Below are 14,375 nucleotides of genomic sequence, written 5' to 3' on the forward strand. Positions count from 1 at the left end.
ATCGATAGGCGGGCTGTGAGCAAAGCCGAACTGGCGGAAAAGCTAGGTATTACTCCTAGAACATTAACAAATTATCTAAATGGAAATACTGAGCCTAATTTTGTTGATCTTTCAAGGGTACTAAGCTTGCCTATCGATTTTTTTAAAGGCAGTGATTTACCAATCATTGATGAACATAGCGTTAGTTTTAGATCTCATTCTAGAATGACCAAGAAAGTCAAAGCCGAAGCTCTAACTTATGGCATAACCGGTTTTATGCTTAATGATTGGTTTGAAGAAGCGGCTAATACGCTCCGTTATGACTGGGGTTTAGGCGATAAACCTATTGGAAGCTTAATTGCTCTGTTAGAGTCGAAAGGTATACGTATTTTTTCGATTTTTGTAAAATCGGAATATATTGATGCTTTTAGCGTTTGGTATGATGACCAGCCTTTTATCTTTCTGAACAACCAAAAAACTATGGAGAGAAGCAGGTTTGATGCATGTCACGAGTTAGGTCATTTAGTTAGAGATATCTACAGCATGAAAATGTCTGAAAGTTTCGGCAAATCGCTTGATCAAGATTTAGATTCTAAAGCAGTTGAAAGAGGTGCAGATGAGTTTGCGTCTGCGTTTTTAATGCCCGAAGTTGCATTAATGGAATATAAACATGTAAACCCTACTTTAAACAATCTTATTGAGCTGAAAAAAGTGTTCGGTGTATCTTTAGTGGCACTGGCATATAGAATGCATAAACTAGGGTTCATAAGCGAATGGATTTATACAAGAGTGCTTTGTCCAGCAATTGCAAAGTATAACTATCGCAAGTCAGAGCCTCATCCTATGAATAGATAGACCTCTCAAGTACTCAACACGATAACCAATGAACTAAATTCAGAAGGAATAAGTCTAGATGATATTGCTAAAAAAATTAATCTTAGAAAAGCTGATATAACTCCATTGCTGTTTCAATTTGCTGATAGCACAAAGCCTTTTCATTTGTTCCAAGTTTTAAAATGAAGTGAGATCGTCAGTCGAAATTGATAGCTGCTTTCACTTTGGTCACTCTTAATTCAACGACTCATGCATACATATGGGCGATCATTAAATTAAAAAATGAATGACCATGCGTACCAATCTCCTCATTATCAATTATAAGTACCCACCTATTTACGGCTATACCTTAATATCAACTAGTGATTTTTTGGAAAAATTCAACAATAGGAAAGTAAGTGTATGATGCATATACCTCATATGCATTCGAAAGACAAAAATATCTTAGGCTTTATCAAGCATTGTTGTGCCACTACAAACTATCTCGAATTGGAAAAACAATGATTCAAACCGCTATCCATTATTTTCTACACTTTGGTATGCCATTGGTCATCGCCTATATGTTTTTTCGTGACGACTATAAACGGGTATATTTAATCTTATTGGCCACTATGCTAATAGATTTAGATCATTTGCTGGCCACTCCTATTTTTTCACCCAATCGTTGTAGCATTAACTTTCATCCGCTGCATACTTACTATGCAATGGCAGTATATGCGGCTATGCTATTTTTACCAAAGCCTTATAAAATAATTGGTTTGGGGTTGTTACTACATATGCTAACCGATCTGAATGACTGCGTAATGACCTATCTTAATTGTCCGCAGTGTTTGAGTGAGGCTCCTGCCCTTGAGTTGGTGGAATGGCTTGTAAAAGCCACTAGGTTTTGATACGGCTGTGACTACATCCTTTTGTGCTTCTCTCATAGATCACATCTTCAATAACTTCTAGAAGTATATACATCGCTATCCAATCCTAAATGAGTTTTCGTATTAGACCGCTTGTGTTCTAATGCGAGGATTGGGTTTGTTTAGCTTGTTACTCTAAGATTAGTGAGATAGCTCTGTTTCTAATCAGGTAGTAGCGGCAAGAACTAACCGCTACTCCTTTTACATCGTTTTAATAGTGCTGTAATCACCACGGGTACGCAAAACAACTTGAACATCCGATTCGCCGCGATTGCGCCAAAACCAGCCGTGATTACCTGTAAACGCAGCTTCTAGAACACCTTCATCAGCGGCAACTCTGCGACCTTTTTCATAACTAATGGCTTTGCCTGATGCATCACCGTGAGTGTCAAAGTTAACCTCACCGCCAGTGACTACCCAAGAGTATTTTGCTTTGTCACCTGAGTCCATTTTCATTTTAATTTCTATTCCTTCACCTGGAGTCAGGATGAAGGGAATTTCATCACGCCACTGTCCATCAGCGACAGTAGTATCAGTAGGCGTGGTATCCATTGTTTGTTCTGTCACATTGTCGATGTCTGGGGTTTCGGTTGCTAGTAAACCAGCAGCATCGGCGGCGACTTCTTCTGCTAATTGCTGCTTAACCTGTCCCATTTCCGTCAAACGAAGCAGTTTACCAACCCCAGTTGGGTCAATACCATATTCAGCTGGGAGAACCACCGTAAATAAAAGAACTATGGCTGCAATTACAGCCAGAACAGTAGATTTCATAAGCTGCTTTGAAGAGGGAAGTTCAGCCTGCAAGGGGGTATCACTGTTATACATATTAGAAATCCTTAGATTATTGAGACATTAAATAGCCAGTGAGCTGCATGCCCACTAAAATAAATCCTGCGCTCATCATGGCAACGTTGGCGGTATAGGCGTTACGGATGAAACTTGACGTGCGTCGCCAGTAGCTCATACCAATCAATATGATCGCTAGAGCCAGTAGTTGCCCAATTTCCACACCCACGTTAAATGCGAGCAGGTTAGGAAGTAGACCGTCAGGTGACATCTCATATTCAAGAATTTTAGTTGATAACCCAAAGCCATGGAAAAGGCCAAATATAAGCACTGCTATTTTGGTGTTTGGTTGATACCCGAACCATCGCTGAAAAGCACCAATGTTGTCTAAGGCTTTGTAAACAACAGAGAGACCAATAATTGCATCAATCAGATAACTGTTCATACCGATGTTGAAATACACGCCTAAGATCATCGTGGTGGAATGACCTAATGCAAATAAGCTCACATAGATGCCAATGTGCTTCATGCGGTAAAGAAAGAAGATGACCCCGAAGAGAAACAGGATGTGGTCATACCCCGTTATCATGTGCTTAGCGCCCAAGTACATAAAGGGTAAAATATTGACCCCTGAAATCTCCTGAATATAGCCTTTATCGCCCGCTGTTACAGCGTGAGCCAAAGCTTCATTGCTGCCAATAAGGACATAGAAAAGCAGTACCGAGAGTAATAGCAGACGGGTTTGCCAAGTCGCCCATGGCGAGCTTGTTGGTCTATTATGAACATAGCTGTGCATTAAGAATCCTATGGTGTGAAATAATGGATACACGGCATGATGTAATACAATAAAAAATTTTGACCTCAATCGATAAAGTAATCATGACTTGCATCACTAAGCACTTTCTTACAGATTGACACGTAAATCATGAGATTTTTGAATGCAAACCAAGTAATTAAGGAGTAAGATACTATCCCCTAGGGGGGGATACTGTCAATAAAAAACTTAGGTTTTTATCGGGTATAATCATATTCCCTAGAGGAAGGACACTGTCACTATGAAAAAACCACACATACACGCTTCTCATCCAGCCGTTATCACACGCCTTAAAAAAGCGAATGGTCATCTGAGTAGTACGATAGAAATGTTGGTAGAGGGTCGAACCTGTCTTGATGTAGCGCAGCAGTTGCAGGCTGTAGAAAATGCCATTCATCAAGCTAAAAAAGTTTTAATTCAAGACCACTTGGATCATTGCCTTGAAGACTTATTAGGGTCTGTTGATAAAAACCAGCAGGACTCTATAGATGAGTTTAAGGAAATAACCCGTTATCTATAAGGTCAACCGGCTGAAATAAAGAGGCATCGGATGCTTAGTATCTTTGTGAATCGAACCTATCGCCACTTGTTTGCCGCGCAAGTGATTGCTCTGATTGGTACTGGTCTAGCTACCGTGGCGCTAGGATTGCTAGCATTTGATTTGGCTGGGAATAATGCTGGGGTCGTTATGGGAACCGCATTGGCCATCAAGATGGTTGCCTATGTTGGTATCGCACCCATTGCAGCAGCCTTTGCCGAACGGTTGCCCAAACGCACGATGCTGGTAACACTGGATTTAGTACGCGCAGGTGTCGCTCTCTTACTGCCATTTGTCTCCCAGATTTGGGAAGTTTATGTCCTAATTTTCGTGCTACAAGCCGCCTCAGCAGCCTTTACACCGACTTTTCAAGCCACCATTCCTGATGTTCTACCTAACGAAGCAGATTACACCAAAGCCTTATCGCTCTCACGCCTCGCCTACGATATGGAAAGTCTGGTCAGTCCCATGTTAGCAGCAGCATTGCTGACAGTAATGAGCTTTCACAATCTGTTTACGGGGACGGTACTGGGGTTTTTAGCGTCTGCCATATTAGTCGTATCGGTCACGCTACCAGCGCATGCAATGCCCGTGCGACGTAGTATCTACGATAGAACCACACGCGGCATTCGAATCTATTTAGCTACCCCTCGACTGCGCGGATTACTCGCGGTCAATGTTGCTGTTTCTGCCGCTGCGTCTATGGTTTTTGTGAATACAGTGGTAATTATTCAGGGTGGCATGGGACTAACTCAGAGCGCAGTCGCATTAGCATTGGCAAGCTTCGGTGCAGGCTCTATGATTGCTGCCCTAGCTTTGCCAAGTTTATTAGGTAAGCTGACAGACCGTAGGGTCATGTTAAGCGGTGTAGGGTTGTTAGTAGTGGGTATGTTCGCTGGTACATTGATAATAGGACAAAACTCGCTCATGGCCTTATGGTTCGTGCTAGGTTTAGGTTACTCTGCTGCTCAGACACCTGCTGGACGCTTGTTATGGCGATCTTCACATCAAGAAGATCGTCCTGCATTGTTTGCCGCTCAGTTTGCCTTGTCTCATGTCAGTTGGTTGGTGTTTTATCCTTTGGCTGGTTGGTTAGGTGCTCGCTACAGTATGACCGTAGCTTTTGCGGTATTAGGCTGTGCTGCTGCACTAGCCGTCTGGGCGGCTTTAAGAGTATGGCCATCTATTGATTTAACAGAGATTGAACACGAACATTCTAACCTACCAGAAGGTCATGCTCATGCCACTGGATCTCCTACATCCAACGGGATACGCCATACCCATCCTTTCGTAGTCGATGACTATCATCCGCGTTGGCCAAGCTCAGGTCGTTGATGTCGACTTTATATATAACAGGGGGTCGCCATTGCGGAAGCATTGGTGTGTGAAAAGGGCGCTACTAAGGACTTTCTTTCCAAAAACCAATGACATACGGCGCTGACATTCTGAAGCTTACTATGCTACTGATTTATCAAAGCACTCTCCTGAATTTAAATCACCCCATTCAGATTTTATTAACTTCAACAGACACGTGAGACATTTGAGGTATGGATTCTGATAATAATTTTTTATATTCTTCCGTACTCAAACCTTAGTATTAAGCACATCACCTAAGTAAAAAAAGAAGCATAAGAAACCCTTCATGCTATACAAATAATAGCATGAAGGGTTTCTTAATATCTTAATTGCTTCAGTGAGCCACACATTATCAATATAATAATGCCTATAAAAACAAAGTAATTATTACCTAATAAATAAGGAATATCGTAAAGATATTTTTTAAGCATCAATGCTAATTATCAAAACAGATAGTCAAAAAGATAGAAATCTACAAGAATTTCTATCTTAATGGAATAAAGCAGCGTTTATGATGCTTTTGGTAGATCTTGCTCAGCAGTCTCAACGTTTAAGTTGAAAGCGTTAAACTCCTCTATCCTATCTGCCTCTTTGTTTAGACTTTTGAATAAAGTAATGCACATAATAAGCAGGTTTTACTATCAGGCCGCTTTATTTACCAAGTTTAAATCTAAACTTTATCTGATATAAATCGAACCATTCTTAGGTTATTCCTATGGATTTGGAGTCGATTTTTCCAAACTTATTATATAACCATTATCCTAAAGCGACCCATCATACTAATTCTGGATACTATCATTAGAATTCATAGTTGCGATCAAATCTGTAAATTTTTCACCTTGGACTGAAACATGTCCTTTTAGTAAGGTTTCGGCTAAATCCTCATCAGTATTGATAATGGCATCTACAATGCTTTGATGTTCTTCAAAAGAATTCTGCATCCGATTATTTACTCGCAGTTGCAGCCGTCTATAGGGGTGTAATCGATTATGCAAGTTGCTCGTTTGCTCTATTAAAAAATTATTATGACTAAGCTGATAAAGAAAAAAATGAAACTTCCTATTGGCTTCGTAATAACTTTCTGTGTTTCCTTCTAAGACATATTCTTTGCATTGGTCATGAAGAGACAAAAGCTCAACTTTTTCCTCTTCATTTATCCTTCTAGCCGCCAATCTGCCACACATTCCTTCAAGCTCTGCCATCACCTCAAACATCTCACACAACGTGACGATGTCCAAAGTAGGTATTATTGCTCCTCTACGAGGTCGGATTTTTACTAATCCTTCAGATGCCAGAAGCTTCAATGCTTCACGGATAGGTGTTCTTGAGACCCCATATTTTTCACAAAGTTTTGCTTCGTCAAGTTTAGTTCCAGGTGGAAGACGACCATAAATAATTTCATCTTCTATTTTTTTACTGACCTGTAATGATAAGGGTAAATCATCAATTAAACTCATAAATCCTCCATTTGTATACAATAAACAATTCAATAAATACAATATGGTTGCGCTTTCAAACCAACTGTATTAGATTATATCAAACAAGTAGGTAGTAGGTGATAGATCCTTCTAAAGGTTTTGAGCTCTATTAAGGCTTATATTCTTTATAAGGTAGGGATAGATAAGGAAATTCAAAGAACCCTAAAAGACACCATCAAACTACAATTATTTGCGCTTGTGCCTAAATCTAGTTGTTACTAGTTTAGATTCTTATTTTATACAGCCCGTATATCAAGTTAGATATTACCGAGAAGGCTGTCATGATATCCAAGGAAGGTTTTTATGATCATATATGGTACTGCTTTATTGGCAGTTAGTTATTTGCTAGGAGTTTTTCTTGGTGGATTGCTAGGACAAATATTAGGGGTTGACGCTAATATTGGTGGTGTAGCTATCGCAATGATTCTACTAATTGTCGGCAAAGAAATGCTTGCTAAAAAAGGTTATCTACCTAAGTCGACGCAGTTTGGTGTTCTATATTGGGCAGGTATGTACATCCCTATCGTTGTTGCGATGGCTGCAGGACAGAACGTAGTCGCTGCACTATCTGGCGGAATGGTAGCAGCTGTTGTTTCTGTTATTGCGCTTACTGCAACTGTCTTTGTCGTACGCTTACTTAATAATATTGGTAATGATTACGATACATTTACTTGGGATGATACTGAAGAGCATCGCGACCAATTGTGAGTGTTTTATCAATATTATTAACACTATAAGAAAACTGAAACTACCAATTCAATCGCCCAATGGAGTAATTAAATGGACTTAATTATAGAAACCCTCACTAAAAATGCCTTTGTAACTGCTCTAGCAGTAACAGGCCTGGTGATGCTCTTCTCTCAAATACTATCCAAGTACCTAACCAACAATAAACTACAGTCATCTGCAATTGCTATCACCCTTGGTTTGGTTGCTGCTTATTTTGCAGGTCTATATACGAATGGTAGCAAGGGTATTTCCGATATAGAAATTTTCTCTGGATTTGCTCTTCTAGGTGGCGCGATGCTGCGAGATCTTGCCATTGCATCTACTGCTTTTGAAGTGGACGTTAAAGAAATAAAACGTGCTGGGAAAATCGGTATTATTGCCTTGATATTAGGTTGCGTTATACCGTTTGTGGTAGGGGCCGGTGTTGCATGGACATTAGGCTATAGAGATGCTGTCTCTATGACTACCATTGGTGCAGGTGCAATGACTTACATTGTGGGTCCTATTACAGGTACAGCAATTGGAGCAACCTCCGATGTGATTGCTTTATCTATTGCAATTGGTTTGATTAAAGCAGTCTTCTTTATGATCGCAACTCCTTTGCTTGCCAGATTTATGTATCTTAAAAGCCCACGTTCAGCCATGATTTTTGGAGGCTTGGTAGGTACTACTAGTGGAGTAGCAGCTGGCTTGGCAGGTACTGATGTAAGACTGGTTCCATATGGAGCATTGGTAGCCACTTTCTATACGGGGCTAGGTGCTCTATTAGGCCCGTCTATATTTTTCTTAACACTAAACGCAATATTTTAATAAGTAGATAAAGGAAGTCTTATGAAAGCGAATATTGACAAAAAAGTATGGGATACACAAAAAACTAGACGGCTTACCAAACTAAGTGCTGCAAAAGACAAAGGATTAGAAAAACTAGTCCCGAGTGATAGAACAATTGAACTACTGGAAACGGTACTTGCATCTGAAGATAGAGTTTGTATTGAAGGTAATAATCAAAAGCAAGCTGACTTTTTATCTGAATGTTTATCCCAGTGTAATAATGAAGTGCTAAACGACTTGCATATATTACAGTCGGTTTTAGCGCTACCCAGCCATATCGATATATTTGAAAAAGGTATTGCCAGTAAAGTGGATTTTTCTTTTTCTGGTCCACAAGCATTGAGATTAGCCAAGCTGGTTCAGCAACAAAAAATCCAAATTGGCTCGATTCATACCTATCTAGAGTTATATGGTAGATATTTTATCGACTTAATACCAAACGTGTGCTTGATCACAGCACATGCTGCCGATGCAGAAGGCAACTTGTATACCGGTCCAAATACTGAAGATACACCCGCAATTGTAGAAGCCACGGCATTCAAAAGCGGTATTGTCATTGCACAAGTGAATGAGCTAGTAAATAGCGTGCCACGCGTTGATATTCCTGCGGACTGGGTAGATTTTTTCATTGTGGCACCTAAGCCTAACTATATAGAGCCTTTGTTTACACGTGATCCTGCCCAGATTACTGAAGTACAGATATTGATGGCAATGATGGTGATAAAAGGTATCTATGCACCATATCAAATTAAACGCCTAAACCATGGTATCGGCTTTAATACAGCCGCCATTGAATTGCTTTTACCTACTTACGGGGCAGAATTAAACCTTAAAGGCAAGATTTGTACTAACTGGGCACTTAATCCTCATCCTACTATGATTCCAGCGATAGAAAGCGGGTTTGTGGATAGCATTCATAGCTTTGGCTCAGAGGTAGGGATGGATGAATACATTCAAAGTCGTCCTGATGTGTTTTTTACAGGCAAAGATGGAAGTATGAGATCCAACCGTGCTTTTAGTCAAACAGCAGGTTTGTATGCTTGTGATTTATTTATAGGCGCAACCTTGCAGATTGACTTACAAGGTAACAGCTCGACCGCGACGGTAGACCGTATTGCAGGTTTTGGTGGGGCTCCCAATATGGGATCAGATCCACATGGACGTAGACACTCTAGCTATGCATATCTTAAAGCAGGTAAAGAAGCCACAGACGGACGCGTTGTAAAAGGTCGTAAGCTCGTGGTGCAAATGGTAGAAACTTACCGTGAGCATATGGATTCTGTATTTGTCGAAGAGCTTGATGCATGGCAATTACAAGAAAAGATGGGAAGTGATTTTCCACCCATCATGATCTATGGTGATGATGTCACGCATATTGTGACCGAAGAAGGGATTGCAAACTTATTATTGTGTCGCACACCAGAGGAAAGAGAGCAAGCTATTCGCGGTGTAGCGGGCTACACACCTATCGGCATGCAACGAGATCATGAAAAAGTTAAAGAATTAAGACAGCGTGGGATTATCCAAAGACCAGAGGATATTGGCGTAGATGCTTCAAAAGCTACTAGAGATCTATTGGCAGCAAAATCTGTTAAAGATCTAGTGAAGTGGTCCAATGGAACTTACTCTCCACCAAGTCGTTTTAGAAACTGGTAAAAATAATACTAAGGATATAACTATGAATGTACTTAATTTCGACTTTATTTCACAGCCAATCGAAAACATCAGGAAAGAAGTTATTTGCGGTGTGGTTGGCTCAGGTAATTTAGAGGTATTAGTAACACCCTTAGCTAATAGTGAAAATAGCAAGTTTATTATTGATACTTCAGTCACAGGCTTTGATCACATTTGGCAGGCTGTGTTACAGGACTTCTCTAGTCGTTATGCAGTAGGTGGATTGGAGTTTAAAGTTAACGATATGGGTGCGACTCCTGCGGTAGTGAGTTTACGCTTAAGCCAAGCGATTAACATCTTAGAGGACGAATCACATGGATAATTCACATATTCAGCAAAGCTTTTATGAAAAGACGGCACGTAATCGGATAGCCAGTATTGTTGATAAGAACAGTTTTCAGGAAGTCCTTAAGCCAGGTAGCATACCTGTGAGCCCAAATCTTGCGTCTTTAGATATTGTAGGCAGTTTCGATGATGGTGTCATTATTGGGCAGGCAAAAATTCAAGATGAGCCAGTATACATGATCGCTCAAGAAGGCAAATTCATGGGTGGTGCGGTAGGTGAAATACATGGGGCAAAAATTGTCGGCATGTTACTCAAAGCTATTGAGGAAAAGCCTAAAGCCATCATATTTTTGGTTGACTCAGGTGGTGTTCGCCTTCACGAGGCAAACGCTGGTTTAATCACGATTTCTGAGATTATGCGTGCAATGTTAAAGGTTCGCAATGCAGGCATTCCTATTATTACCGTCATTGGTGGTACGAATGGTGCCTTTGGTGGCATGGGTATATGTGCGTGCCTAAGTACGCACGTTATCATGACAGAAGAGGGACGTTTAGCCCTTTCAGGTCCTGAAGTCATTGAAACTATTAAGGGTGTAGAAGAGTTTGACTCTAAAGACAGAGCTTTAGTCTGGCGAGTGACGGGCGGCAAAACACGCTATCTGCTCGACCATGTCGACTTTTTGGTTGAGGATGATATTGAAGATATTAAACAAGGGATTGTTGAAGCTCTTCAGCAACCTGCTGTGGATTTAGATTTAGATTATTTACAGCAACAGCAAGCCGCATTGCAAAGTCAGTATGATCAGTGGTTTGGAGAGAAAGATAGCATACCAATTTGGCAATCGATGAACATAGACAACCCTGAATCTATCTCCATGCTTAGCGCTCAACAGATTAGAGCTATTAAAAAAGGATAATGTCATGCAAACGAAAACAATTTTAGAAGCGCTTTTTCCTAACGAGCTTGAGTATCACATTGATAATTCAATGATACGAGGTAGTGCAGACACTAAACTTGGGAAAGTTGAAATTATTGGTACAGTCGATTCTGCAGCTATGAACCAGCTGATTGCAATGACCCTTGCAAATGAGATATTAGATGTCATAGCAAAAGGTCAAAAAACACCCATCGTATTTATTGTAGACACGATGGGGCAAGACTCATCGAGAGCTGACGAGCTATTATGTTTAAATAGAACATTTGCTCATCTAGCATCTTGTGTAGATTTGCTCAGACGTAGCGCTCATCCAAATATAGCCATTGTCTTGGGTGAGGCGGTTAGTGGTGGGTTTTTATCTTATGGTCTTATGGCAAATCAAGTATTTGCTATGCAATCAAGCCAAGTTAAAGTAATGGACTTAAATGCGATGTCCAGGGTAACCAAAATACCGTTAGATAAACTGAAATCCTTGTCACAGACATCAGCCATTTTTGCTCCAGGTGTAGAGAACTATTATGCAATGGGAGCAGTTGATGATATCTGGAAAGAGCTTGATGAACATCTGGTAGAAAATGCTCTTGAATCCCAACTGATACATATTGATGATTTTCTTACAGATGATCGCCGGCAAGTGGCAGAAGAAAGAAAAGGGCGTTTATTATGCAATGATATTGTTCAGTCGGTTTTAACGGCTTAATGTTAAGCAAGTCTTTATAGAGGTGAGATGTATGCAACGTCATGATTTAGTTTACTTACAACCACATGAATCATACGGTTTTATGAATGCATCTCTACCTTTATCTGTAACGACGGCTGTTGGTAAGATGATTGAATCTCAACAGCCATTGACTGCTTGTAGACAAGATATTAATAGTGTAATCAAAGTTGCTACTAGTTATATAGAAGACGGTCGTAAATATCGTTTAGCACTAAACCTATCTAAAACGCCTGAAGTCATCACTTCACCTTTAGCACTTGAGGCTTTGATATCTCAATTACCGCAAGCGATTCGAGAACACACTCAAAAATTTATCGAACGCTGTTCTCATTTAGGTTGTGATGTGCGTGTCTATGGCTCCTTTGCCAATCAATATTTTACTGGTTTGCCTTTTGTGAAACCAACATCAGATTTGGATATTTTAATCGTTGCACACAGCAATAATATCTCACAAATATTATTAGAAATGGAAGCCTTTAACCTACTTGCTAAATCTGCCGTGGGTTTAAAAATTGATGGGGAGATAAGATTACATGGATGTAACGACATATCTTTTAATGAACTAATCTACGCCATTATGTTTGATATTCCAACCGTTTTAGTGAAAACCCTTTGTGATATCAAGCTTCAAAAAATAGACGTATTACTAGGATGGAATACTGATGAATTTGAACACTTTATTAGATCAAACAAACAAACCTTTATTGCCCACACAGGCAGTCTGGCAGCAGATTGATAATTTAGCACTTGAAGCTTTATATGATGAGTTAAGTCTTGAAAATAAACCGGGTCTTGTCTGTCCTTCAAGCAATGGTAGTCACACAGATATGAACCACCATACCTTTATAAATAGCATCACCTCTTTGAAAGGATATTTTTCCACTTTAAGTCAGTTTGGCTATGACGACAGGCCATTCGATGACTTAAAAAATATGGGAATTTATCAAGAAGAAAAAATGAGAGAGGCTACCAAAAATATTAACACTCATAAAGGTGCAATATTTAATCTGGGTTTTGTCTGTGCGGCGATTGGTAGGTGTATACAAACAGAAATACCGTTAACAGCTATCAATATTTGTGAGCAATTGGTTGACAGGTGGCAGTTTGATTTAACGACTCGTTTGAAGCGTGAGCCAGATAGCCATGGTCAAAAAATGTTCAAGAAGTACGGCATAACTGGTGCTATCGAAATGGTTTCTAATGGCTTTGAGGTTATTTTAACTGACGTTTTGCCATGCTTCTATGACACTATTTATAGCACTCGAGATTTTGAAAAAGCCAGTATACAAGCGTTAATGACACTGATATCTGTATTATCAGATACTAATATTGTGTGGCGGGGCGGGATAAAAGACTTAGAAAATGCTCAAGCGTTGGCGAAACAGTTTTTGCAGCAAGGGGGTGTTCATCAATCAGATTGGCGCCAAAAAGTAAGTAATATCAATCAGTATTTTATTCATCATAACCTCAGCCCAGGTGGTAGTGCTGATCTATTGGCCGTCACGATATTCTTTTATAAGGTGGAAAATGAATTTAATTATCCTATTTAGTGGGCAAGGCCTACAAAGCCAAAAGCACGTGGATGAAGTACTGACCTATACTTCGGAGCACGACCAATCGATTCTAAGCGCTATGGTACCAGAGCTATTCGGTGAAAATACTGATAGTGATAAGTTGTTTGATAACAAAGTTGCGCAACCGTTTATTTATACTTTGCAATACTATCGATGGCATCAGCTACGTCAATTGATTGCAGCACCAATGGCTTTTGCTGGGTATTCTTTAGGAGAGGTAAGTGCCTTTTGTTGTAGTAGCCAGCTCACATTTGAGGAAGGATTAGATTTAGTTAGTAAAAGAGCCAACCTGATGCAGCAAGAAGTAACAGAGTCTAGTGGGCTATTAGCAATCAAAGGTGTGCGTGATAGTAAATTGGATCAACTGCTTGAAGAGAGCAAAACCTATCTATCTATCAAGATTAATAGAGACCAATTTATTATAGGTGGTCATAAGAAAAATCTTGAACAGGTAGCAAGAATTTCTCAAACACTAGGTGCGCAAAATGTGCAACTGTTAAATGTGTCAGTACCATCACATACGGTAATGATGCAGGGTGCGTCAGCAAAGTTCCGTAAATATACAGACTCATTAGCTTTATCCGCTATGACAATACCGATTGTTAGTGCTACTGAAGGCGTAAGGTACAGCGAGACACATCAAGGTTTAGAAATCTTGTCACGTCAAATCGATCACGCATTAGATTGGTACTGTTGTATGGAAAATATTGAAGAGTATCAGCCAAGCATGGTGATAGAAATAGGTCCGGGCAATGCTTTGTCTAGAATGGTAAATAACTTGCTACCCCATGTGCCTTGCAGAAGTTGGGATGACTTTCGTAATTTAGATGGGTTAAAAGAGTGGATAGAAAGAAGTAGCTAAGATTCTAGTTGATGGCTTGTATAATTTAGAGCCTGATACCTGATTTGTTTAATAAGTCTATCGTATAC

The 14,375-nt window shown here is 39.9% G+C and carries 16 protein-coding genes; 13 read left to right on the forward strand and 3 right to left on the reverse strand.

Annotated features, from left to right (window positions below):
* The first annotated feature begins 15 nt into the window (after positions 1-15).
* Positions 16-834 carry an ImmA/IrrE family metallo-endopeptidase gene (locus tag AAEY87_RS04840; protein ID WP_350656155.1) on the forward strand — a complete coding sequence of 273 codons (819 nt, stop codon included), beginning with the start codon at positions 16-18 and terminating at the stop codon, positions 832-834.
* A gap of 479 nt (positions 835-1,313) precedes the next feature.
* Positions 1,314-1,703: a DUF6122 family protein gene (locus tag AAEY87_RS04845; protein WP_350656156.1), complete on the forward strand. Its 390-nt coding sequence runs from the start codon at positions 1,314-1,316 to the stop codon at positions 1,701-1,703.
* A 219-nt stretch (positions 1,704-1,922) separates the two neighbouring features.
* Here AAEY87_RS04845 and AAEY87_RS04850 read toward each other — a convergent pair whose 3' ends face one another.
* Together AAEY87_RS04850 and AAEY87_RS04855 are read right to left on the reverse strand one after the other, a co-directional pair.
* Complete coding sequence (locus tag AAEY87_RS04850; RefSeq protein ID WP_350656157.1) at positions 1,923-2,546, reverse strand: transmembrane anchor protein; 624 nt, start codon at positions 2,544-2,546, stop codon at positions 1,923-1,925.
* A gap of 16 nt (positions 2,547-2,562) precedes the next feature.
* Positions 2,563-3,303 (reverse strand): HupE/UreJ family protein, encoded by a 741-nt coding sequence (locus AAEY87_RS04855; protein ID WP_350656158.1) that lies wholly within the window; start codon positions 3,301-3,303, stop codon positions 2,563-2,565.
* 259 nt (positions 3,304-3,562) lie between these two features.
* Between AAEY87_RS04855 and AAEY87_RS04860 the strand changes: the two genes are divergently transcribed.
* On the forward strand, positions 3,563-3,841 hold the full coding sequence (locus tag AAEY87_RS04860) for a metal-sensing transcriptional repressor (protein WP_068329102.1): 279 nt from the start codon (positions 3,563-3,565) through the stop codon (positions 3,839-3,841).
* A gap of 30 nt (positions 3,842-3,871) precedes the next feature.
* Positions 3,872-5,194 (forward strand): MFS transporter, encoded by a 1,323-nt coding sequence (locus tag AAEY87_RS04865; RefSeq protein ID WP_350656159.1) that lies wholly within the window; start codon positions 3,872-3,874, stop codon positions 5,192-5,194.
* A gap of 800 nt (positions 5,195-5,994) precedes the next feature.
* On the opposite strand, the gene AAEY87_RS04870 is transcribed toward AAEY87_RS04865, so the two are convergent.
* A complete protein-coding gene (locus AAEY87_RS04870; protein ID WP_350656160.1) occupies positions 5,995-6,672 on the reverse strand; it encodes a GntR family transcriptional regulator in 678 nt (225 codons plus the stop codon).
* A 324-nt stretch (positions 6,673-6,996) separates the two neighbouring features.
* Between AAEY87_RS04870 and madL the strand changes: the two genes are divergently transcribed.
* The 9 genes from madL (at position 6,997) to mdcH (ending at position 14,307) form a co-directional block, all read left to right on the forward strand.
* The gene (madL, locus tag AAEY87_RS04875; RefSeq protein ID WP_350656161.1) at positions 6,997-7,401 is read left to right on the forward strand and encodes a malonate transporter subunit MadL; all 405 of its coding nucleotides are present in this window, start codon (positions 6,997-6,999) and stop codon (positions 7,399-7,401) included.
* Positions 7,402-7,473: 72 nt separating this feature from the next.
* Complete coding sequence (madM, locus tag AAEY87_RS04880; RefSeq protein WP_068329089.1) at positions 7,474-8,232, forward strand: malonate transporter subunit MadM; 759 nt, start codon at positions 7,474-7,476, stop codon at positions 8,230-8,232.
* Positions 8,233-8,253: 21 nt separating this feature from the next.
* Positions 8,254-9,909 (forward strand): malonate decarboxylase subunit alpha, encoded by a 1,656-nt coding sequence (mdcA, locus tag AAEY87_RS04885; RefSeq protein ID WP_350656162.1) that lies wholly within the window; start codon positions 8,254-8,256, stop codon positions 9,907-9,909.
* Positions 9,910-9,931: 22 nt separating this feature from the next.
* Positions 9,932-10,249: a malonate decarboxylase acyl carrier protein gene (mdcC, locus tag AAEY87_RS04890; RefSeq protein ID WP_350656163.1), complete on the forward strand. Its 318-nt coding sequence runs from the start codon at positions 9,932-9,934 to the stop codon at positions 10,247-10,249.
* Positions 10,242-11,129 carry a biotin-independent malonate decarboxylase subunit beta gene (locus AAEY87_RS04895; protein ID WP_350656164.1) on the forward strand — a complete coding sequence of 296 codons (888 nt, stop codon included), beginning with the start codon at positions 10,242-10,244 and terminating at the stop codon, positions 11,127-11,129. Before mdcC ends, AAEY87_RS04895 begins: the two co-directional genes overlap by 8 nt.
* A gap of 4 nt (positions 11,130-11,133) precedes the next feature.
* A complete protein-coding gene (gene mdcE / locus AAEY87_RS04900; RefSeq protein WP_350656165.1) occupies positions 11,134-11,850 on the forward strand; it encodes a biotin-independent malonate decarboxylase subunit gamma in 717 nt (238 codons plus the stop codon).
* 31 nt (positions 11,851-11,881) lie between these two features.
* Complete coding sequence (mdcG, locus tag AAEY87_RS04905; protein ID WP_350656166.1) at positions 11,882-12,607, forward strand: malonate decarboxylase holo-[acyl-carrier-protein] synthase; 726 nt, start codon at positions 11,882-11,884, stop codon at positions 12,605-12,607.
* Complete coding sequence (gene mdcB, locus AAEY87_RS04910) at positions 12,534-13,421, forward strand: triphosphoribosyl-dephospho-CoA synthase MdcB (RefSeq protein ID WP_350656167.1); 888 nt, start codon at positions 12,534-12,536, stop codon at positions 13,419-13,421. The genes mdcG and mdcB overlap by 74 nt, the downstream gene beginning before the upstream one ends.
* Positions 13,399-14,307, forward strand: a complete 909-nt coding sequence (gene mdcH, locus AAEY87_RS04915) for a malonate decarboxylase subunit epsilon (RefSeq protein ID WP_350656168.1) — start codon at positions 13,399-13,401, stop codon at positions 14,305-14,307. The genes mdcB and mdcH overlap by 23 nt, the downstream gene beginning before the upstream one ends.
* The last annotated feature ends 68 nt before the right edge of the window (positions 14,308-14,375 follow it).

Origin of the sequence: Psychrobacter sp. S1-30-MNA-CIBAN-0213 (genome assembly GCF_040309845.1) — a bacterium.
Lineage (GTDB): Bacteria > Pseudomonadota > Gammaproteobacteria > Pseudomonadales > Moraxellaceae > Psychrobacter.